20 protein-coding genes are annotated in these 21,458 nt (G+C 71.5%); 5 read left to right on the forward strand and 15 right to left on the reverse strand.

The window, feature by feature from the left end:
* From smc to ACYVIP_RS43145, 4 genes are all read right to left on the reverse strand, one after another.
* Positions 1-2,056 (reverse strand): chromosome segregation protein SMC (smc, locus tag ACYVIP_RS43130; RefSeq protein WP_460406914.1); only part of this gene is annotated, 2,056 nt, incomplete at its 3' end.
* Between the two features lie 115 nt (positions 2,057-2,171).
* Entirely contained in the window at positions 2,172-2,942 is a 771-nt protein-coding gene (locus tag ACYVIP_RS43135) for an anti-sigma factor family protein (RefSeq protein WP_460406915.1), read from the reverse strand.
* Positions 2,939-3,457: a sigma-70 family RNA polymerase sigma factor gene (locus ACYVIP_RS43140; protein WP_460406916.1), complete on the reverse strand. Its 519-nt coding sequence runs from the start codon at positions 3,455-3,457 to the stop codon at positions 2,939-2,941. Before ACYVIP_RS43140 ends, ACYVIP_RS43135 begins: the two co-directional genes overlap by 4 nt.
* Positions 3,458-3,562: 105 nt before the next feature.
* Positions 3,563-3,856 (reverse strand): acylphosphatase, encoded by a 294-nt coding sequence (locus ACYVIP_RS43145; protein ID WP_460406917.1) that lies wholly within the window; start codon positions 3,854-3,856, stop codon positions 3,563-3,565.
* A 71-nt stretch (positions 3,857-3,927) separates the two neighbouring features.
* Here ACYVIP_RS43145 and ACYVIP_RS43150 point away from each other — a divergent pair, with 71 nt between their 5' ends.
* Together ACYVIP_RS43150 and ACYVIP_RS43155 are read left to right on the forward strand one after the other, a co-directional pair.
* Entirely contained in the window at positions 3,928-4,644 is a 717-nt protein-coding gene (locus ACYVIP_RS43150) for a PKD domain-containing protein (RefSeq protein ID WP_460406918.1), read from the forward strand.
* Positions 4,645-4,775: 131 nt separating this feature from the next.
* Positions 4,776-5,399 carry a CAP domain-containing protein gene (locus ACYVIP_RS43155; RefSeq protein WP_460406919.1) on the forward strand — a complete coding sequence of 208 codons (624 nt, stop codon included), beginning with the start codon at positions 4,776-4,778 and terminating at the stop codon, positions 5,397-5,399.
* A gap of 54 nt (positions 5,400-5,453) precedes the next feature.
* On the opposite strand, the gene ACYVIP_RS43160 is transcribed toward ACYVIP_RS43155, so the two are convergent.
* Both ACYVIP_RS43160 and ACYVIP_RS43165 read right to left on the reverse strand, forming a co-directional pair.
* The gene (locus ACYVIP_RS43160) at positions 5,454-6,134 is read right to left on the reverse strand and encodes a response regulator (protein ID WP_460406920.1); all 681 of its coding nucleotides are present in this window, start codon (positions 6,132-6,134) and stop codon (positions 5,454-5,456) included.
* Positions 6,131-8,656 (reverse strand): sensor histidine kinase, encoded by a 2,526-nt coding sequence (locus ACYVIP_RS43165; protein WP_460406948.1) that lies wholly within the window; start codon positions 8,654-8,656, stop codon positions 6,131-6,133. Before ACYVIP_RS43165 ends, ACYVIP_RS43160 begins: the two co-directional genes overlap by 4 nt.
* A gap of 220 nt (positions 8,657-8,876) precedes the next feature.
* Between ACYVIP_RS43165 and ACYVIP_RS43170 the strand changes: the two genes are divergently transcribed.
* Positions 8,877-9,632 (forward strand): TetR/AcrR family transcriptional regulator, encoded by a 756-nt coding sequence (locus ACYVIP_RS43170; RefSeq protein ID WP_460406921.1) that lies wholly within the window; start codon positions 8,877-8,879, stop codon positions 9,630-9,632.
* Positions 9,633-9,701: 69 nt separating this feature from the next.
* Here ACYVIP_RS43170 and mutM read toward each other — a convergent pair whose 3' ends face one another.
* The 6 genes from mutM to ACYVIP_RS43200 all read right to left on the reverse strand — a co-directional run bounded on the left by mutM (position 9,702) and on the right by ACYVIP_RS43200 (position 13,746).
* A complete protein-coding gene (gene mutM, locus ACYVIP_RS43175) occupies positions 9,702-10,547 on the reverse strand; it encodes a bifunctional DNA-formamidopyrimidine glycosylase/DNA-(apurinic or apyrimidinic site) lyase (protein WP_460406922.1) in 846 nt (281 codons plus the stop codon).
* The gene (gene rnc, locus ACYVIP_RS43180) at positions 10,540-11,241 is read right to left on the reverse strand and encodes a ribonuclease III (protein WP_460406949.1); all 702 of its coding nucleotides are present in this window, start codon (positions 11,239-11,241) and stop codon (positions 10,540-10,542) included. The genes mutM and rnc overlap by 8 nt, the downstream gene beginning before the upstream one ends.
* 70 nt (positions 11,242-11,311) lie before the next feature.
* Positions 11,312-11,494, reverse strand: coding sequence for a 50S ribosomal protein L32 (gene rpmF, locus ACYVIP_RS43185; protein WP_460406923.1), 183 nt, complete (start codon positions 11,492-11,494; stop codon positions 11,312-11,314).
* Positions 11,495-11,537: 43 nt separating this feature from the next.
* Entirely contained in the window at positions 11,538-12,092 is a 555-nt protein-coding gene (locus ACYVIP_RS43190) for a YceD family protein (RefSeq protein ID WP_460406924.1), read from the reverse strand.
* Positions 12,093-12,180: 88 nt separating this feature from the next.
* The gene (locus ACYVIP_RS43195; RefSeq protein WP_460406925.1) at positions 12,181-12,933 is read right to left on the reverse strand and encodes a DivIVA domain-containing protein; all 753 of its coding nucleotides are present in this window, start codon (positions 12,931-12,933) and stop codon (positions 12,181-12,183) included.
* Positions 12,934-13,032: 99 nt separating this feature from the next.
* Entirely contained in the window at positions 13,033-13,746 is a 714-nt protein-coding gene (locus tag ACYVIP_RS43200; protein WP_460406926.1) for a guanyl-specific ribonuclease, read from the reverse strand.
* A 110-nt stretch (positions 13,747-13,856) separates the two neighbouring features.
* Here ACYVIP_RS43200 and ACYVIP_RS43205 point away from each other — a divergent pair, with 110 nt between their 5' ends.
* A complete protein-coding gene (locus ACYVIP_RS43205) occupies positions 13,857-14,306 on the forward strand; it encodes a GNAT family N-acetyltransferase (RefSeq protein ID WP_460406927.1) in 450 nt (149 codons plus the stop codon).
* Between the two features lie 5 nt (positions 14,307-14,311).
* Here ACYVIP_RS43205 and coaD read toward each other — a convergent pair whose 3' ends face one another.
* Together coaD and rsmD are read right to left on the reverse strand one after the other, a co-directional pair.
* Positions 14,312-14,794, reverse strand: a complete 483-nt coding sequence (gene coaD, locus ACYVIP_RS43210; RefSeq protein ID WP_460406928.1) for a pantetheine-phosphate adenylyltransferase — start codon at positions 14,792-14,794, stop codon at positions 14,312-14,314.
* A gap of 52 nt (positions 14,795-14,846) precedes the next feature.
* Positions 14,847-15,410: a 16S rRNA (guanine(966)-N(2))-methyltransferase RsmD gene (gene rsmD, locus ACYVIP_RS43215; protein ID WP_460406930.1), complete on the reverse strand. Its 564-nt coding sequence runs from the start codon at positions 15,408-15,410 to the stop codon at positions 14,847-14,849.
* Between the two features lie 110 nt (positions 15,411-15,520).
* Between rsmD and ACYVIP_RS43220 the strand changes: the two genes are divergently transcribed.
* Positions 15,521-17,677, forward strand: coding sequence for a HelD family protein (locus tag ACYVIP_RS43220; RefSeq protein WP_460406931.1), 2,157 nt, complete (start codon positions 15,521-15,523; stop codon positions 17,675-17,677).
* A gap of 1 nt (position 17,678) precedes the next feature.
* On the opposite strand, the gene ACYVIP_RS43225 is transcribed toward ACYVIP_RS43220, so the two are convergent.
* Positions 17,679-21,362, reverse strand: coding sequence for a multicopper oxidase domain-containing protein (locus tag ACYVIP_RS43225; RefSeq protein WP_460406932.1), 3,684 nt, complete (start codon positions 21,360-21,362; stop codon positions 17,679-17,681).
* Positions 21,363-21,458 lie beyond the last annotated feature (96 nt).

A 21,458-nucleotide genomic window follows, 5' to 3' on the forward strand; every position in this document is an offset into this window, starting at 1 on the left:
CGGCCAGCGCGGCGGCGGCCTGCTCGGCGGCGTGCTCGCTCATGGCGAGCTTCTCGTTGGCCTCGTCGACCGCGGCCTGGACCTCGATCACGCTCTGGCCCCGGTCCGCGCCGCCGACCACCCAGTGCGCGCCGAACACGTCGCCCTCGGCGGTGACCGCGCGGATGTCCGGGTAGCGCTTCACCAGGTCGGCGGCGGCGGACAGGCCGTCGACCACGACCACCCGGTCCAGTGCCCGCAGCACCGCCAGCCGCAGCGACTCCGGCGCGCTGACCAGGTCGACCGCCCACCGGGCGTCCGGCGGCAGCTGCGGCCAGCCGATCCGGTCGGCCTGAGCCCAACCGCCGACGAGCACGCCGGCCCGGCCGGCGTCGGTGTCGTGCAGCAGCCGCAGCGCGGCCACCGCGTCGTCGCCCGAGGACACCGCGACCGCGTCGGCCACCGGGCCGAGCGCGGCGGCCAACGCGGCCTCGTGCCCCGGCTCGACGGTCAGCAGCGCGGCGACCGAGCCGAGCAGCCCCGGCAGCCGATCGCTCGCGGCCAGCAGCGCGCCCGCGCCGTCCTTGCGGGACAGGCCCATCGCCAGCGCGTCGACCCGGGCCCGCCAGGACGCGATGTCCTTCTCCGCGGTCCGCTCGGCCGCGACCAGCTCGTCGACCCTGGCCTGCGCGGCGCGCTTGGCCTCCTTGGCCAGCTCGAAGCGCTCGGCAAGACCCTGGTCGTCGGTCTCCTCGACGCCGGTCTCGGTCTCCGCCTCGGCCAGCTCGGTGGCCGCCTGCTCGGCCCGCTCGGTCGCCTCGACCAGCGCCGAGGACATCCGCTCGATCTCCTCGGCGGTGGCGTTGGTCTTGCTGCGCAGCGCCTCCACCTGGCCGGCGAGCCGGGCGAGGCCCTCGCGCCGGTCGGCGACCGCGCGAACGGCCGCCAGGTGCGCCTTCTCCGCGGCCGAGACCCGTTGCTCCAGGTCCGCACGCCGTTCGGCGGCGTCGCCGAGCAGGCCGCGGGCCACCTCGACGTGCTCACCGAGCTCGGCCTCGCGGATCGCGATCTCGGTGGCCTCCTCCTCCATCTCGTCGGGGTCGCGGCCGCCGTGCGGGGCCTCGATCTCGGCGGAGAGGTGGCGTTCCCGCTCGACCGCGAGCCGAACGGTGCCGCGCAGCCGTTCCTCGAGCGCGGAGAGCCGGTACCAGGTGTCCTGGGCGGCGGCCAGCTTCGGCGCGTCCGCGGCCAGCTGCTCCTCCAGCTCGGACTGGCGGACGTCGACGACCTCGAGCATCTGCTCGACCTCGTGCCGACGGGCGCGCGCGGCGGCCTCGTCCGCCTGCTCCCTTGCCAGGTCGGTGCGCTGGGTGACCAGGTCGTCGGCGTGCAGCCGCAGCCGGGCGTCGCGCAGCTCCGCCTGCACCGACTGGGCCTTGCGGGCGATCTCGGCCTGCTTGCCCAGCGGCTTGAGCTGGCGGCGCAGCTCGCTGGTCAGGTCGGTCAGCCGGGTGAGGTTGGCCTGCATCGCGTCCAGCTTGCGCAGCGCCTTCTCCTTGCGCTTGCGGTGCTTGAGCACGCCGGCCGCCTCCTCGATGAAGGCGCGCCGCTCCTCCGGCTTGGCCTCGAGGATCTGGGCGAGCTGGCCCTGGCCGACGATCACGTGCATCTCGCGGCCGATGCCGGAGTCCGACAGCAGCTCCTGGACGTCCATCAGCCGGCAGGTGCTGCCGTTGATCTCGTACTCGCTCGCGCCGTCGCGGAACATCCGGCGGGTGATGGAGACCTCGGTGTACTCGATCGGCAGGGCGCCGTCGGTGTTGTCGATGGTGAGGCTGACCTCGGCGCGGCCGAGCGGGGCGCGGCCGGCGGTGCCGGCGAAGATGACATCTTCCATCTTGCCGCCGCGCAGGTCCTTGGCGCCCTGGGTGCCCATGACCCAGCGCAGCGCGTCCAGCACGTTGGACTTGCCGGAACCGTTCGGTCCGACGACACAGGTGATCCCCGGTTCGAACCGCAGGGTGGTCGCCGAAGCGAACGACTTGAACCCCTTGAGCGTCAGGCTCTTCAAATGCACGGGACGCGTGCCTCTCAGGTAGCCGGTGCTGGCGGTCTACCGGATGAGGGTACCTGTGGGGTCCGGCCGATCGTGGGACGTGGCACCGGCAGGTGTTCCCACCTGCTCCGAGACGTCAGCCGACGGGGGCCGGGATCGTCAGGAAGGTGATCTTGTCCTCGAGCTTGAACTCCACCCGGTCGATCTTGCTGCGCTGGAACGAGGTCGGCGCGGAGATCACCTCGGCCTCGTCGTGGTCGGTGCCCCACCAGCCGATGGTCTCCCGCCGGCCGTAGTGGTCGAAGACCACCGCGTAGCACCGGTGACCCGGCGGCATGTTGGCCATCTTGATCCGCAGCTCGGTGCCCCACTCGTTGTCCAGCAGCCGCACGTCGGCCCGGACGTCGCTCTCCGGCGCGGTGCCCGTCCAGGTGATGCCCGGCTCCTCGGCCGGCGGCTGCTCGCGCAGTGCCTGCCAGCCGAGCACGCCGCCGAACGCGAGCACCACCACCGCGGCCGCGGCCAGCAGCACCCGGCGCATCGCGCGGCGCGGCCGAGGAGTGAACTCGACCGTGTCCTGGGAGCCCGGCCGGTCCGGCGGCGGCTCCTCGCGCTGGGTCCGTGGCTGCAACAGCTCTGGCGGCGGGGCGAGCATCTGCGGCGCGGGCGCGGTCAGGGTCTGGATCGGCATCGGCGCGGTCGGGTACAGCTCACCGGGGTGCAGGCCCTCGTCGAAGTCCTCCACCGAGATCTGGTTGAGCATCCCGGGCAGCGGCGCCAGCCGGATCAACTCGGTCCGGCAGCTGTCGCAGTCGGCGATGTGCGCCTCGAACTCGTAGCGCTCCGGCGGTTCGAGCGCACCGAGCAGGTACGCGCCGAGCGTCACGGTCTGCGTGCAGGAGTTCATGGCTCGGTCACCCCCCGTTCCTCCAGTGCGTCTCGTAGTGCCCGCAGCGCGTAGAACGAGCGGGACTTCACCGTGCCGGCGGGCACCCCGAGCACCGAGGCCGCCTCGGTGATCGTCCGGCGACGGAAGAACAGCTCGGCGATCACCGCGCGGTGGTCCTTCGACAGCGCGCGCATCGCCTCCGCGACCTGCCAGCCCTGCAGCACGCGGTCGAAGTCGTCGCTCGGCCTTGCCCAGTCCCGTTCCAGAATCGGCACCTCGTCGACTCGTGCGCTCTGCTTGCGGTAGCCGGAGACGACCAGATTGCGGGCCACCGTGTACAGCCACGGCCCGGCCTGGTCAACGGACAACGAATGCGCGTTGCGCCAGGCGCGCAACAGCGTCTCCTGCACGACGTCCTCGGCGTGTTGGTGGTCGCCGCCAACCGCTCTCAGCACATAGCCGTAGAGCGGCCGCCGATAGCGGCTGTAGAGCTCACGGATGAGCTCGTCCTCCTGGTCCGGGGTGTTCCCCACAACGCAGAATTACGCCTGAGCTCGGCGAAAAGTTCAACCCGCACCGGGCCGTGACCACGCCGTTATCGATCGTTTGTCCGATCGCGATCGCCGGCCGCGCGCTCGCTAGCGCTCGACGAACCCGTCGAGGCCGCCCCTGGCCGCCGACCAGCGCTCGACCACGGTCGCCACCTCGCCCGGCGTCCGGCCGGATCGCAGCAGGTCGAGCAGGGTGGCGCAGGCGGATTTCGACCCTTCCGCAACCACCTCCACCCGTCCGTCGTTGAGGTTGCTGGCATAGCCCGTCAGACCAAGCTCACGGGCACGGGCTCTGGTCCACCACCGGAACCCGACGCCCTGGACCTGCCCGTGGACCCAGGAGGTCAGCCGCACGGGCTGGTCAACTACGGTGTGGCGCACGGTGATAACTTACCGCCGCTGTACTACGCCGTCCGGAGCAATGGCGCAGTTCAAGGAGGTTGGGCCCCAGCATGTCCGAACCAAACGACGAGCTGACGCCACTACCAGAGCAACCAGCCGAGACCAGGTCGCGACTGACCCGTTCGCCCTACCTGGCGCTCGGCGTGGCCGCGCTCGTGGTGTCCACGGCGTTCGCCACGGTCGCGTCGCTGGCCGGCTCGCGCGACGAGCAGGCGGCGCCGAGCCCGGAGAACCGGGGCAGCATCGAGACGACCGACTACGACTCGGACAGCAGCTACCCCACGATCACCACCACGACCTCCCAGCCGGGTTCGTCATCGACCCCGCCGAGTTCAGCCACGTCCACCACCACGACCACCACCACGGAGGACGAGGAGACGACGGAGGACGAGGAGACGACCGACGACACGACCAAGCCGCCGGGCGACAACCCGCCGCCACCGTCGCCGACCAGGACCACCACCCCGCCACCGCCGGTGAACAAGCCGCCGTCGGCAGCTATCGGTGGTGGCTGCCCCGACGTCGGGGGCGACTGCTCGTTCTCCAGTGGCGGATCGAGCGATCCGGAGGGTGGCGCCCTGCAGTACTCCTGGGATTTCGGTGACGGTGCGACAAGTTCGTCGGCGAATCCGTCGCACACCTACGCCGCCGGGACCTACACGGTGACGCTCACCGTGACCGACAACAAGGGCCAGAGCGACACCGACTCGATGACCGTCACGGTGACCATCACGGAGCCCGCCGTCGTCACTACCTCGGGTAACTGAGCCCCTCTTTGTAACGACACCCATTGGTGGTACGTTGCCGGACCGTGACCTCGTCACGTAAACGCCGCCCCCTCCTCCCCGCCCTCAGCGCAGCCCTCGTCGGCGCACTGACGGCGGGCGCCGCGACATTCATGACCCACACCCTGTCGGCCGCCGAGTCCGGTCAGCTGGATATGGCGGTGGAGAACGCGAGCGCGTCGCAGTCCGGCGACGCCAGTGCCGAGGACCCGATCGGTTCCGTGCCAACGGGTCCGGCCGAGTCCACGACCTCGGAACCCACCACGCCCGAGCCGACCACGACCACCGAGGCGCCGCCGCCGGCCTCCGAGACACCGGACACCACGGCCACCCCGTCCGCACCGCCCACCACGACCAACCGCCCGCAGGTGACCCAGGAGGAACAGGTCGTCACGCTGGTGAACGCGGCCCGCGAGCGCAGTGGCTGCGGCCCGGTGCGGATCGTGGGCGAGCTGGTGGACGCGGCCAGAGGGCACAGCGCGGACATGGCGCAGCGGGACTACTTCGACCACACCACCCCCGACGGCGTCGGGTTCGCCGACCGGATCATCGCCGCCGGCTACTCCGAGCCGGGCGCGGAGAACATCGCCCGCGGCCAGCGCAGCGCCACCCAGGTGATGAACAGCTGGATGGAGTCCGACGGCCACCGCGCCAACATCCTCAACTGCCAGCTCACCGCCATCGGCGTCGGCCTGGACAAGGACGGCTGGTACTGGACCCAAAACTTCGGCTACTAAAGCCCTGAATGCCTCATTCGGGACGTTGAACGTCCCGAATGAGGCATTCAGGGCTTAGGCCTCGAAGCGGTAGCCCATGCCGGCCTCGGTGACCAGGTGTCGCGGGTGTGCTGGCTGGGGTTCCAGCTTGCGGCGCAGCTGGGCCAGGTACACCCGCAGGTAGTGGGTCTCCGACGCGTATGCCGGCCCCCACACCTCCTGGAGCAGCTGCTTCTGCCCGACCAGCTTCCCCCGGTTGCGCACCAGCAGCTCCAGGATTCCCCACTCGGTCGGCGTCAGGTGCACCTCCGACCCGTCGCGCAGCACCTTCTTCGCCGCCAGGTCCACGGTGAACGACGCCGTCTCCACCACGGCCGCCTCCCCCGGCGGCACCGACGACGCCCGGCGCACCGCCGCCCGCAGCCGGGCCAACAACTCGTCCATGCCGAAGGGCTTGGTGACGTAGTCGTCGGCGCCGGCGTCCAGCGCGGACACCTTGTCCCCGGAGTCGGTGCGCGCGGACAGCACGATGATCGGCGCCGAGGTCCAGCCGCGTAGGCCCTCGATGACCGCCGTGCCGTCCAGGTCGGGCAGGCCGAGGTCGAGGATCACCACCTCGGGCCGGAACGAGGCGGCCACCCGCAGCGCCTCGGTGCCGGTCAGCGCGGTGGCCACCTCGTGGCCCCGCGCGGTCAGGTTGATCCGCAGCGCGCGGACGATCTGCGGCTCGTCGTCCACCACCAGCACCCTGGTCATCGCTCACCGCCGGCCATCGGCAGGGAGATGACCACGGTCAGGCCACCGCCCGGGGTGTCCTCGGTGCTGATCGTGCCGGCCATCGCGTCGATGAACCCCTTCGCCACGGACATCCCCAGTCCGATGCCACTTGTCGAGTCGCCGAGCCGTTGGAACGGCTGGAACACCGTGTCCGCCGTGCCCTTCGGCAACCCGGTCCCATGATCCACCACCCGCAACTCGACCCGGTCCTCGTGCGCGCTCGCGCGGATCGCGATCGGCGGCTCGGCCGGCGGCACCGCCCTGGCCAGGCCGGGCGAGCCGTGCCGCAGCGCGTTGTCCACCACGTTGGCCACCACCCGTTCGAGCAGCCCGAGGTCGGCCAGCACCGGCGGCAGCGTCTCCGGCACGTCCACCTGCACCGCCGCCCGGCCGTCCACCCCGGACAGCGCGCGGGAGACGACCTCGTCGTAGGTGACCGCGCGCAGCCGGGGGCGGACCGCGCCGGTGGCCAGCCGCGAGGAGTCCAGCAGGTTGTCCACCAGGCCCGACAGCCGGTCGGCCGACTCCTCGACCGTCGCCAACAGCTCCTGCGAGTCCTGCCGGGACAGCGTCAGGTCCGGCGCGCGCAGGCTGCCGGCCGCGGCCTTGATCGAGGTCAGTGGGGTGCGCAGGTCGTGGCCGACGGCCGAGAGCAGCGCGGTACGCAGCTCGGTGGTCTCCGCGTGGTGCCGCGCGGCCGCCGCCTCGGCCGCCATCCGCTGTTGGCGCAGCGCCAGCAACGCTTGTCCGGCAACGGTTTCCAGCACGCCCTGGGCCTCGGCCGGCAGCGTCGCGCCGCGCAGCGCCAGGTGCACGTCCGGGGTCACCACGACATCGACGTCGGCCTCGTCCGGGACGTCACACGGGGCCGCGCCGACACAGGCCACCCGGCGCCACTCCCCCGAGGTGCGCTCCAGCAGGGCCACCGACGACAGCCCGAAGTTCTCCCGGACCTTCTCCAGCAGTCGGTTCACCGGGTCGGTCGAGGTCAGCACGGTGCGCGCGTAGGAGGTGAGCAGGGCGGCCTCGGTCCGCGCGGTGGTCGCCTGGGAGGTGCGCCGCGCGGCCCGGTCGACGACCAGCGCGACCAGCACCGCGACCAGCACCAGGGCCACCAGCATGATCAGGTTTTCCTCGTCGGCCACCAGGAACGAGTGGTACGGCTCGGTGAAGAAGTAGTTCAGCAGCCCGCCGGCCAGCACCGCGGCCAGCACCGCCGGCGCGAGCCCGCCGACCAGCGCGACCAGCACGATCACCAGGAAGTAGGCCACCAGGTCGGTGGAGCTGCTGAACTCGTCGCGCAGCACCACCCCGACAACGGTCGCCAGCGAGGTCCCGAGCACGGCCAGCACGAACGCCGCCACCCGACGGGACAACGGCAACGGGTTGCGCGCCGGTCGTAGCCGCCAGCCGCGCCCGGCCTGCTGGTGGGTGACCATGTGCACGTCGATCGACCCGGACCGCTGCACCACGGTGGCGCCGATGCCCTCGTCGACCAGCCGCGCGAACCGCGCCCGCCGGGAGGTGCCGATCACCAGCTGGGTGGCGTTGACCCCGCGCGCGAAGTCCAGCAGCGCGTCCGGCACGTCGTGGCCGACCACGGTGTGGAAGGTCGCGCCGAGGTCCTTGCTCAGCCCGCGCATCTGGGCCACCGCCTGCGGCGGGACGCCCTTGAGCCCGTCGCCGCGCAGCACGTGCAGCACCAGCAGCTCCGCGCCCGCCCTGGCCGCGATCCGGCTCGCCCGCCGCACCAGGGTCTCGGTCTCCGCACCGCCGGTGACCGCGACCACCACCCGCTCGCGGGCCTCCCAGGTGTCGGTGATCCGCTGCTCGGCGCGGTAGCGCTGCAACGCGACGTCGACCTGGTCGGCGACCCACAGTAAAGCCAGCTCACGCAACGCGATCAGGTTGCCCGGCCGGAAGTAGTTGCCCAGCGCCGCGTCGATGCGCCGCGCCGGGTAGACGTTGCCGTGGGCCAGGCGGCGGCGCAGCGCCTCCGGGGTGATGTCGATCAGCTCCAGCTGCTCGGCCCGGCGCACCACCTCGTCCGGCACGGTCTCCTGCTGGCGGACCCCGGTGATCCGCTCGACCACGTCGTTGACGCTCTCCAGGTGCTGAACGTTCACCGTGGACAGCACGTCGATGCCGGCGTCGAGCAGCTCGTCGATGTCCTGCCAGCGCTTGGCGTTGCGCGAGCCGGGCACGTTGGTGTGCGCGAGCTCGTCGACGAGCACCACCTCGGGGCGGCGGGCGAGCACCGCGTCGGTGTCCAGCTCGGCGAACTCCCGATCGCGGTAGCGCACGAGCCGTCTCGGCACCACCTCGAGGCCCTCGACCAGCTGGTCGGTCCTGGCCCGCTCGTGAGTCTCGACCAGGCCGGCCACCACGTCGGTGCCGCGCTCGACCCGCCGATGGGCCTCGCTGAGCATGGCGAAGGTCTTGCCAACACCCGGTGCCGCGCCGAAGTAGATGCGCAGCTCACCGCGCCGGGTCTCGTCCAGGCGGGGGGCGGTCGCCGCCGCCGCCCGCCCCACGGTCCGCTCCGTCCTCAGGTCCACGCCATCAGTCTCCGCCCTCGCGGCGATCCGGACGACGGACCCGCGCGCGCATTGACGTGTTCCTGACACCAAAGTGGTAATTGCTGTGGCAACAAATTAACCTGGTGGTTCTCCCGGGGTGTGCAGTACGTTTATCTTCCGATTTCCTCCGGATAAGGCCACCATGAACAAGACTGGTGAACGAGGACCCCGGCAGCGACGAACCAGGGCTGACGCCGTGCGCAACCGGGAGCAGATCCTCCATGCCACCGTCGACCTCATTATCGAGCAGGGACCGACCGCGCCGATGGATCAGATCGCGCGCCGGGCGAAGGTCGGGATCGCCACGCTCTATCGGCATTTTCCCGACCGGTCGGTTTTGCTCCGGCAGGTCGCGCTCGACATGTTGCACCAGAACACGGTCGAGGCCACGGAGGCGCTCGCCGAGGAGCCGGACGCCTTCGCGGCGATGACCCGCTACATGCACGACTCGATCGACCTGCGGATCGGCCTGGTCATGCCGGTGCTCGTCGACCGGATGGCGATGGACGACGAGTTACTCAGCGCCCGCCAGTCCTCCCGCGCCGCGGTGGACACGCTGGTCTCCGCCGCGCATCGGGAGGGCTCGCTGCGCCTGGACGTCACCAGCGGCGACATCAGCCTGCTGATCATCCGGTTCACCCCGCCCCTGCCGGGCGCGATGGAGTCGACGGCCAACCACCGGCTCAGCCACCGGCATCTCGAGCTGCTGCTGGACGGCCTGGTGCGGGTGATGTTCGACCAGGAACTGCCCGGCCCGGCCATGTCCGTCGACCAGCTGACCGACATCCCGCCCGGCCCGGGCCCCGGCTACGCCGGCATGACCGCCGAGCTGCGCGCCAAGGACCAGGGCCGCTGTCGAACAACGACCACCCCCACCCCCGAAGGCGCCCGGGGCTGAACGCCCTGAATGCCCCATTCAGGACGTTGACCGTCCCCAATGCCTCATTCAGGGCATTGGGGACGTGGGTTAACGCTGGCAGCGGGGGCAGAAGTACGAGCTGCGGTTCATGAACGGCGCGCGCTGGATGGGCCGGCCGCAGCGCCGGCAGGGCAGGCCTTCCTGCCCGTACACCGCGAGGCTGCGTTCGAAGTACCCCGACTGCCCGTTGACGTTGACATACAGCGCGTCGAACGAGGTGCCGCCCGCGCCGAGCGCCTCGTTCATCACCTCGGTCGCCGCGCCGAGCACCTCGGCCGCCTTGGCCTGGGAGACGCGCTCGGTCGGCCGCGCCCAGTGCATCCTGGCCCGCCACAGCGCCTCGTCGGCGTAGATGTTGCCGATGCCGGACACCAGCCGCTGGTCGAGCAGCGCCCGCTTCAGCTCGGTTCGCTTGCGCCGCAACGCGCGCACGGCCGCGGCCGGGTCGAACAGCGGATCCATCGGGTCGCGCCCGATGTGCGCGATCGGCACCGGCACCACCGTGCCGTCCACCGTGACCAGGTCGCCCATGGACAGCCCGCCGAAGGTCCGCTGGTCGACGAACCGCAGCTCAGGGCCGTCGTCGTCGAACCGGAACCGGACCCGCAGGTGCTTCTCGTCCGGCGCGCCCGTCGGCTGGACGAGCAGCTGACCGCTCATCCCGAGGTGGGCCAGCATCGCCTCGTCGCCGGACAGCTCGGCCCACAGGTACTTGCCGCGCCGGCGCATCGCCTCGACCCGACGACCGGCGAGCCTGCCGGCGAAGTCGGCCGGGCCGGGCACGTGCCGGCGGATCGCCCGGGGATGCAGGACCTCGACCGAGCTGATCCGCCGACCGGTGACGTGCGTGTCGACCCCGAGCCGGACCACCTCGACCTCGGGAAGTTCAGGCATCCGGGTCCTGGTCGGCGGACTTGATCAGCTCGGAGAGCGTGCGCCAGGCCGCTTCGGCGGCCTTCTGCTCGGCTTCCTTCTTCGTCCGGCCGTCGCCGTTGCCCCGGTCCTGGCCCGCGACGATCACCGTGGCGGTGAACTCCTTGCGGTGGTCGGGGCCGTCCTCCTGGACGCGGTACTCCGGCACGCCGAGACTGGCCTGCGCGGTGAGCTCCTGCAGCGAGGTCTTCCAGTCGAGCCCGGCGCCCAGCAGCGGGGCCTCGGTCAGCAGCGGGTCGAACAGCCGGTGCACGAGCTGGCGGGCGACCTCGACGCCGTGCGCCAGGTAGACCGCGCCGATCACGGCCTCCATGCCGTCGGCCAGGATGCTGGCCTTGTCCCGCCCGCCGGTCAGCTCCTCGCCCTTGCCAAGCAACAGGTGTGGGCCGAGGCCGCCGTCGCCGAGGTCGCGGGCGACGCCGGCGAGCGCGTGCATGTTGACCACGCTGGCCCGCAGCTTCGCCAGGTTGCCTTCCGGCAGGTCCGGGTGCGTGCGGTACAGGTGGTCGGTGACGATGAGGCCGAGTACGGCGTCACCGAGGAACTCCAGCCGCTCGTTGGGCGGCAACCCACCGTTCTCGTAGGCGAACGAACGGTGGGTCATGGCAAGCGTCAGCAGCTCGGGGTCAAGATCGACACCGAGCGCCGCAAGCAACTTGGCGGGTTCGGCTGCCGAACCCCGCGCCCTACCCGCCACTGACACCGGCCACCTTCTACCGAACCGGTCAGGCCGGCTCGTTGACCTGACGGCCGTCGTACTGGCCGCAGACCGGGCAGACGACGTGCTGCGGCTTGGGCTGACGGCACGCGCGGTTGGCGCAGGCGACCAGGTGCGGAGCGCTGGTCTTCCACTGCGACCTGCGCGTACGCGTGTTGGAACGCGACATCTTCCGCTTGGGGACGGCCACGACTAACTCTCCTTCAACGACAGGGTGGGACCGGACAGCATGCTCACTTGTCCCGGTCCGTGCTGAACCGCTCGGTGAGCGCGGCCCACCGAGGGTCAATGGTCTCATGCCGGTGATCGGGACCGGCATCGGCCCACTTGACGCCGCATTCGGCACACAGCCCGGCGCAGTCGGGCGTGCACAGCGGCGCGCTCGGCAGCGCGAGCACGGCCGCGTCGCGGACCACCGGCGCCAGGTCGACCAGATCGTCGACCAGGCGGGCGATCTCGTCCTCGTCGGTGGTCTGCTCGGTCGCGCTGTCCGGGTAGGCGAACAGCTCGGTGAACTCGACCTCGATCTCCTCGCCGACGATCGGGTCCAGGCAGCGCGAGCACTCCCCGGTGACGGGTGCGACGGCGGTGCCGGACACCAGGACGCCCTCGACCACCGACTCGAGCAGGACCTCGAGGGTGACCTCGGCGCCCTTGGGCACGGCGATCACGCCCTCGACACCCAGCGCGGACTCGGTGGTGGCCACCCGGTGCACCTCACGGGACAGGCCCGCACGGCGACCGAGCTCCCTGGTGTCGACGACCCACGGACTGTTGCGTTCGGACATGGCGAACTCGACGCTTCCCAACGGTTGCTTGCTGGCCGAGCGCGACCGCGCCACGGCCAGACCAGCGTACGCCGAACCGCGCGCCGGTTCAGGCGGTGTAGTCGAACGGCGCGCCGCCGCCCGCGCTCATGCTGGTCGCCGAGTTGAGCGTCGAGCTGAGCGCCGACGCGCCGCGCAGATGGGCCCGGCCCTTGCCGACCGTGCGCAGGGTGTGGCTGAGCAGGTCGGAGAACTCGGCGAGCTTGCTGTCGACGTACTCGTCGCACTCGGCGCGCTGGCGGGCGGCCTCGTCGGCGGTGGCGTCCAGGATCCTGGCCGACTCGACGTTGGCGGCGCGGACCACCTCGGTCTGGGAGACCAGGCGCTCCTGCTCGATCCGGCCGTCCTCGACCGAGCGCTCGTAGGACTCGCGGCCCGCCTGGATCATCCGGTCGGCCTCGACCTGGGAGCGGGACACCAGCTCGTCGTACTTGGCCTGGCCGGCGGCGATGGTCCGGTCGGCCTGCGCCTCGGCGTCGGCGACCATCCGGTCGGCGTGCGCGTTGGCCTCGGCGATCGTGCGCTCGGCCGTGGCCTTGGCGTCGTCGACGAGCTTGTCGGCCTCCATGGTTGCCACGCTGGCCGTCTGCTCGGCCTGGTGCTCGGCGTTGCCGATGATCTCGTCCTTGCGGTCGAGCACGTCCTGGGCGTCGTCGACCTCGGCCGGGAGCGCGTCCCGCACCTCGTCGAGCAGCTCGAGCAGGTCGCCCCGGGGAACAACGCAACTGGAGGTCATCGGCACTCCCCTGGCTTCCTCCAGGATCGTGACCAGCTCATCGAGCGCCTCGAACACCTTGTACACCGGGCCTCCTCCGCCGCCCCACGCGTGACTGCCGCGTGACCGCGTGGTCCAGTTTGCCGCCTCGCGCAGGGCGAACGGTGGACGTGGGCCCCTGGCGTGTCAGCCGTCGAGATCGATGTGCACGAAGGTGAGGTAGCGGTCGGGGGTGTAGTAGAACTCGCCGCCGTCCCCGGCGATCAGCCTGCGCTCGCCCCGGTCGGGCGCGCCGGGGGTCGGCACGGTGTAGAGGGCGTAGTAGCCGGCGGCGCAGTCGGGCAGCACGCCCTCGCGGTTCTCGTAGGCCTGGCCGTCCTCCGGGTACGGGTAGGGCCCACCCGCCCTCACCAGCGCGATCGTGTCCGCGACCTCGGCGGGCAGGGTGGACAGACCGGCGTCGTCGATGCCGGCCGGGTCGCCGCACTCGGCCGGCGGCGCGCCGCCGAGGTCGATCAGCACGAAGCTCGCGTAGTGGTCGTCGGTGTAGAAGTGCTCGCCGTCCTCGCCGGTGACGATCCGGCGGGCGCCGCGGTCGGGACTGCCGGGGGTGTCGACGGTGTACTCGTGGTAGTAGCCGAGGGCGCAGTCGGGCAGCAGGCTCTCGCGGTTCTGGAAGACCGTGCCGTCCTGCGGGTACGGGAACGGGCCGCCGGCGGCGATCAGGTCGGCGGTGTCGGCGGCCTCCGGCGGGAGGTCGGCCAACGGCACGAGGTCGTAGCTGGACGTGTCCCCACACACTGGCTGGGCGATAGCTAATTCGGGTGTCGCCGCGAAGGTGGCCGAGGTCAGCCCGAGCATCCCGAACACGACGACCAGCAGGGTGAGTAGCGTCTTCACAGACTTTGGTGTGACGTTGCTCATTTTCCGACCGTAACCCGATCGGGTGACGCCGAGTAGCCGCCGTTCGTCGGTGCCGGATGAGTTTCAATGGCGTCCGGGAGGCGTACATGAACAGGACGAACATCCGCCGCGCGACGGTCGCCGACGTGCCGGCGATCGTGGCGATGCTGGCCGACGACCCGCTCGGGGCGACCAGGGAGTCCCCCGGCGATCCGGCCTACGCGGCCGCGTTCGCCGAGATCGACCGGGACGAGCGGCAGTACCTCGCGGTGGCCGAGCTCGACGGCGAGGTGGTCGGCACCCTGCAGCTGACCTTCATCCCCGGGCTGTCCCGGCGGGGCGCCACCCGCGCGCTCATCGAGGCCGTCCGGGTCCGCGCCGACCAGCGGGGCGCGGGCCTCGGGCGCCGGCTCGCCGAGTGGGCCATCGAGCAGGCCAGGTCACGGGGCGCGGCGATGGTCCAGCTGACCACCGACGCCAGCCGGGTGGACGCCCACCGCTTCTACGAGAAGCTCGGCTTCGTGCCAAGCCACGTCGGCATGAAACTGGCGCTGTGAGCGGGTCAGTGCTCCTCGGCCAGGCGCTTCACCAGACGGCGATGCACGGTCTCCGGGAGCAGGTGGGCCACGTCGCCGCCGTAGGTGGCCACTTCCTTCACCAGTGAGCTGGACAGGAAGCTGTTCAGCGGCTTGGTCGGCATGAACAGCGTCTCCACCCCGGTGAGCTGCTGGTTCATCTGCGCCATCTGCAGCTCGTAGTCGAAGTCGCTCACCGCGCGCAGGCCCTTCACGATGGCCTGGATGTCGTGCTGGCGGCAGTAGTCCACCAGCAGCCCGTGCCAGGAGTCGATCCGGATGTTCGGCAGATGCGCCGTCGCCTCGGCGAGCATCTCCATCCGCTCGTCGACGGTGAACAGGCCGCGCTTGTTCTTGTTGATCAGCACCGCGACCACGACCTCGTCGAACACGGCCGCACATCGCTCGAGCACGTCGAGGTGGCCGTTGGTTGGCGGGTCGTACGAACCAGGACACACCGCGCGCCTCATTGGCGGACCGTATCAGGCAAAGCGGACCGTCAGCCGACAACGGTGGCACCGATCACCCGGGCGTTCCAGTCACCCGCGAGGCCCAGTGCAGCGAGGTGTCCCCGTAGTCGCGCACCCGGCCCGGCAGGTACGCCGCCGGCCAGTCGAAGCCCGCCGACCGCCGCGCCCGCTCGACCACCACCACCGTGTCCGGCAGCGTCCAGGCCAGCAACGCGACCAGGTCCTCGGTCAGCGTGGCCACCGGCAGCGCGTACGGCGGGTCGGCCAGCACCAGATCGAACGGCGCGTCCGGCGGGGTGGCCAGCACGGTCGACACCCGGCCCGGCCGCACTCGCGCGCCCGCCAACCCCAACGCCGCCACGTTGCGCCGCAGCACCGCCAGCGCCCCGCCGTCGGACTCGACGAGTGTGGCGTGCGCCGCTCCCCGGGACAACGCCTCCAGCCCGAGCGCGCCGGTGCCCGCGTAGAGGTCGAGCACCCGCGCGCCGTCCAGGTCCATCGTCGCCTCGACCGCGCTGAACAGGGCTTCGCGCACCCGATCCGATGTCGGCCGAGTGCCTCGCTTGGGCACCTCGAGCTGCCGCCCGCCGGCCGTTCCGGCCACGATCCTGGTCACCGGGACATGGTCGCGCAAGAATCTGTGATCAGGGTGTCCGCCCCCTTGTCAGCCATTTCGCGTAGGCTCGCTCTTCCCATTCCACACTGCAGGCACCCCAGGGAGAGTGCGTGTCGCACATCTCTGTCAGGCAGGCCGAGATCGCGGTCGAGCAGGCACACGTCGATGTCGTGTACACGCGTGTCGAACAGATGCGCGTCGAGGCCCGCGACATGCGGCGCAAGGGCGACCAGCTCGCCCACGGCGCCCGCAACGAGGCGATCTTCGAGCAGGCCTCGATGTTGTTCGAGCGCGACGTGATGGTCCGCCACGCCAACCAGATCCTGCGCAGCCTCGACGCCGAGCACGAGGGCCTGGTCTTCGGCAGGCTCGACAACCACCACGGTGATCGCGGCGGCGATGACGGCGGTGATGACGGTGATGGCGACAGCGAGACCATGTACGTCGGCCGCCTCGGCATCCGGGACGTGAACTTCGACAACCTGGTCACCGACTGGCGGGCGCCCGCGGCCGCCGCCTTCTACCAGGCCACCGCCGAGCAGCCGATGGACGTCGTGCGGCGCAGGGTGATCCGCTCCACCGGCCAGCACGTGGTGGACATCGACGACGACCTGCTCGCGCCGGAGAAGCGGCCGGCCGGCATGGCCGTGGTCGGCGAGGGCGCGCTGATGGCCAGCCTCACCCGCGCCCGCGGCGACCGGATGCGCGACATCGTGGCGACCATCCAGAAGGAGCAGGACGACGCGATCCGCGCGCCGTGGCGGGGGATCACCGAGATCACCGGCGGCCCGGGCACCGGCAAGACCGCCGTGGCGCTGCACCGGGTGGCCTACCTGCTCTACCGCGACCGCCGCCGGATGGGCGGCTCCGGCGTGCTGGTCATCGGCCCGTCGCCGGCCTTCACCTCCTACATCTCCCGCGTGCTGCCCTCGATGGGCGAGGACACCGTCGAGCTGCGTTCCCTCGGCGAGGTGCTCGACGGCGCGACCGCGGTGGCCATCGACCCGCCGGAGGTCACCCGGATCAAGGGCTCGCTGCGCATGCGCCGGATCCTCAAGCGGGCCCTGCGCGACGCCCCGGCCGACGCGCCGACCGAGCTGCGGATCACCTACCGCGGCGAGGTGCTCAAGCTCGACGGGCGCGAGCTGGCCAGGGTCCGCCGGCAGGTGCACTCCGCCGGCCGGCCACCGAACCAGTCGCGGGTCGACGCGGCCGAGGCGCTGCTGGAGGCGCTGTGGCGCCAGGCCGACGGCCGTCCCGGCATGGACCACGACGAGCTGGTCACCGCGCTGGGCGAGCGGATCGACTTCCACCGGTTCGTGGTGGTGTGGTGGCCGATCATGACCGCGGCCGAGGTGCTCACCACGCTCACTGACCGCGCCCGGCTGGCCAGTGCCGCCGGCCGCGCGCTGTCCCCCGCCGAGGTCGACCTGCTGGCGACCTCGTGGACGCGGGGCGGGCCGACGGTCGCCGACGTCGCGCTGCTGGACGAGCTGCGGGTGCTGCTCGGCAACCCGCCCAAGCGCCACCGGCGCCGGGTCGCCGCCGCGGCGGCCGAGCTGCGGGCGTGGGGCGAGCAGCGGGCGGACGCGCCGACCTACCGCCGCACCGAGCACTACGACGAGTACTCCCACATCGTCATCGACGAGGCACAGGACCTCTCCCCGATGCAGTGGCGGATGGTCGGCAGGCGCGGCAAGTACGCGAGCTGGACCATCGTCGGCGACCCGGTGCAGAGCTCGTGGCCCGACCCGGCCGAGGCCGAGTCGGCGCGCGCGGCGGCCCTCGGTCCGCGCACCACCCACCGCCGCTTCACCCTCGGCACGAACTACCGCAACTCGGCGGAGATCTTCGAGCTGGCCGCCAAGGTCGTGACCGAGGTGTCCACTCCGGACCAGTTGCCGACCGCGGTGCGCAGCACCGGGGTCAAGCCGTCGGTCATGGCGGTGTCCCCCGACGAGCTGATCGCCGCCGTGCTCCCGGCGGCCACGGCCTTATTGTCCGAAGTGGACGGAACGGTCGGCGTGATCACGCCGACCGGCCGGGTGGCGCGGGTGCGCGCCACCCTGGCCGGCGTCGACGACCTCCGGCTGTCGGTCGTGGACGGTGTGGAGGCCAAGGGGCTCGAGTACGACGCGGTGGTGCTGGTCGAGCCGACCGAACTGGTCAGCGAGTCCACCACCGGCCCGCGCACGCTCTATGTCGCGCTCACCCGCGCGACCCAGCAGCTGACCGTGCTGACCACCGACCCGTCCTGGCCGTCCTGACTCACCGAACCCTGACCAGTCCCCACAGTCCCTCGGTCAGCCCCCAGCGCAGCTGCCCGGTCCGGTAGGCCCAGTCGCCGCGCCCGGCCGCGGTGAACCGCAGCGACCGCACGCTGCCCGCGCTCAGCGCGCCGATCGAGCCGACCCTCGGCGTGTCCAGGTGCTCGGCCATCGGCCAGGTCTGCCCGTGTATCTCGAAGCTGTGGTTGCGGCCCCGGTCAGCGCCGCACACCAGGTGCAGCCGCACGGTGTCGCCGCGCCGAACCTCGAGCAGCGGGGTCTCCGGCCGCCCGTCGGCCAGCGACGGGCGGTGGGCCAACAGATGCGCGCTGCGGTGGTTGAACGCCTTCTGCCCCTGGTCGACCACCTCGTCGTCCAGATCGGTCACCGGCTGGGTCGGGTCGCCGTCGTGGTAGAGCCGCACGCCGTCCTGCAGCACCAACACCAGCTCGTGCTCGACCGAGCCGTCCGGCAGCCGCACCCTGGTCCGCGCCCCGGTCCAGTCACTGGGCATCGACCCCGCCGGCTCGACCACCAGCGCGCCGACCAGCCCCCGGTGGCGGTGGTTGCGGATGTCCGCGCGGTCCTGCAGCAACACCACGCCCTCCCGGTCGGCGAACCAGCGCATCCTGATCGAGTCGCCCGGTTTGACCTGGGTACGCGGATTCCAGCCGACGTAGGAGCCGTCGCCGACGCGCACGTCGGTGCGCAGCAACGAACCCGCGTGCAACGACACCCACTCGGAGATGGCCCGCTCCGCCGGGTCGTCCTTGGCGGAGAACTCCGGGTCGAACGGCGTGGCCGCCCCCGGCCCGGACAGTTCGTTGTGCAGCTCGATCTCGACCCACTCGCCGACCCGGCAGCGCAGTACCAGGGTCTCGCCGGGGTCCGAACCGTCCACTGTGTACATCATGCCGTGCGGGTCGGTGCGCTGGTCGCTGTAGCGGATCTCGTGCGGCAGCACGCGAACCAGGTAGCGCCGGTCGGGTTCGGTGAACGGCGGCAACGGGTTGCCGGCGAACGCGCCGGGCAACGCCGGCAGATCGTCCATCGTGGACTCGTGCAGCCGGAACAGACCCCACGCGCCGAGCCAGGTGTCGTCCGCGGCGGTGAAGCTCCACAGGTGGTCGCCGGGCAACGTGTTCGGCTCGACGTGGAAGTTGAACGCCTCGGAGATGCCGAGCGTCTGCTGGTCGCGCGGCGGCGATGCCGGGTCGTCACGCCATTCCGGCCACCGCATCCCGTGCACGGTCAGGGTGTGCTGCTCCTCGTGTGAGCCCTGGTAGAGCCGCAGCCGGATCTGCTCGCCGGGATAGCCGCGCAGCAGCGGCGTGCCGGGGTCGCCGTGCACCGCCGAGGAGAAGAACTCGTCCGGGTCGCCTGGCCGTTCGTGCAACGGCGCGCACCGGTAGCCGACGGCCACCGTGCCGTGGTCCTCCAGCCCGCCGGGGTAGGCGGGCGGGTTGATCGGCTGGCCGGCCTCGTCGTGGCCGTGCTCGACCAGCGGCACGAAGTCGGCCATCGGCAGCACCTGCTCCCGGAAGGCCGTGCCGTCGGGGAGTTTCACCACCGCCTGGTTGGCGTTGCGCACCTCGCGGGAGTGGTCGTGCGGGTCGACCCACACCGCGCCCGCCGGCTCGGCGAGCATCGCGCCGAACAGGCCGTGCCGCTGGCGTTCGTTGGCCAGGAGGTGGTCGTGGAAGAACACCACGCCGAACTCCTCGTCGCAGTACCAGCGGTAGACCCAGCTCTTGTACCGCTGGTGGGCCTCCGCGCCCTGGTCGGCGGTGGCCGTGCCGGACAGGTAGTTCCAGCCGACACTCGCGCCGTCTGAGACCAGCGGGTCGAACTTGACCAGGTGCACGTGCAGCCCGCACTCCGGTTGCAGCGGCAGCACCGGGTCGAAGGCGGTGGACTCGTGGCAGCCGGGCGGCAGCTCGTTGGTGAGCGTCAGCTCGATCACCTCACCCGCGCGACCGCGGATGGCGATCGGCGCGATCTCCCTGGTGCCCTCCTCGAGCTGGCGCTGGAACTCCGCCACGCCGCCGGCCTCGTCGATCTCCTCGGCCAGCACGAAGAACACGCCCCGGTGGTCGTGCCAGCTGTTCTCGTGATCGCCGGAACTGTTGTAGTAGTTGATGTTCCCCTGCAGCACGACCAGGTCGTACTTACGCACCGGCGCCGACGGGTCCAGTGTGGACTTGGTGAATGCCTCGCCAGGCTGCGGGTCTGGGCAGAAGGCGTTGCGCTCCAACTCCGTCGGCTCGCGGCCCATGCCGGCCGGCATCAGCGGGGTCCTCGGCGGCCGGGGCGACTTCTGCGGGAACTCGCCGGGGATGAAGCCGGGGAACCCCGGCCGTTGCGCGGTCGGGTCCGGCGGCAGGTCGTGGCCGGGCAATGGGCGCAGGGCCGCGATCGGCGTGCCGTCCGGGTAGCTGCCGGTGCCGTCCTGGCGGGTGTTGAACACCCGCCACATGCCCCACATGCCGGCGTGGAAGTGCGGGTACAGGTGGCAGTGCCAGATGATGTCGCCGGTGGCGTGCTGCACCGAGCCGGCACCGCCGATCGGCTCGATGGTGAACGCCTGCTGCGGGCTGATCGAGATCGAGTCGATGATCGGCGACCGGTCGTTGCCCGGCACCGCGTGCCACTGGTGCAGGTGCAGGTGGAACACGTGGGTTTCCTTGACCCCGGCGTGCACCAGCCGGATCCGCGACCGGTCGCCGGGATAGGCGCGCAGGATCGGCGTCGACGGATCGCCGAACAGCCACGAGCTGTGGTGTTGTTCCTCGCCGACCATCTGGTCCCGGGTGAGGTCGAGCCTGCCCTGTTCGATCAGCCGCTCGTAGGCCAGTGAGCGCCAGCCCATCGGCTCGGTGCGCAGGCTCATCAGCATCATCGAGTGCGCCGCCTCGCCGGAGGCGTGCCCACCGTGCTCCGGGTCGCCGTGCTCGGGGAAGATCTCCGGCACCAGCCGCTCCTCGCCGCGGGCCACGGAGTGCCCGTGCGGGCGCGGGTCGTCGCAGAAGTAGGCCGGGTGCGGCGGATTGGTCGGGTTGTGGTTGTCGGTCTCGTCCTGCATGAACACGACGTACTCGCGGAAGCTCGGCTCGCCGGGCACGTGCACGTCGGCGTAGAGCCCGTCGCTGACCGGGTCGCCGGTGACCGGGTCGGTCCAGGTGGCCGCCCTCGGCTCGACGACCAGCGCGCCGAACAGGCCGTGGGCGTTGGAGCCCTCCTCGCCGCCGCGCAGGTCGGCGAGGTCGTTGAACAGGAACACGCCCTCGTGGCCGCAGTCCCAGACGTACTCGCGCCGGCCGCCGGGCTCGACCGCCGAGTCGCGGTTGCGGCCGACCTGCCCGCCGTCGGCGGTGCGGACGTCGTAGTCGACCCCGCGCGGGTGGATGCCGGCGCGCTGGCGGAGTTGGTTGTGGAAGCGGACCACGACCCGGTCGCCGACGTGCGCGCGCAGCACGAGCGGCCGCACGAGTGGGTCGGGCGATGGCAGGTCGTCCGGCCGCGTCAGCGGGTCCGGGAACGGGTCGGGAAAGTGCGCGCCGATCGAACGCAGGTGCGCCACGTTCTCGGCCAGCGCGAAAATGGTTCCGTCGCGGTCGTGATCACCGTAAGTGTTGTAGACGATCGGCACCCGGAGCGCGACAACGTCAAAAGAACGCACAGTCATGTGAATCCCCCAAGATTCCCCACAGCCGACCAGTCCCCACTGGTCGGCCCGGCCCCCAGCCGGTGACACACCGTAGCTCCGAATTCGCCTTGATCG

It is taken from the genome of Actinophytocola sediminis, from assembly GCF_054779715.1.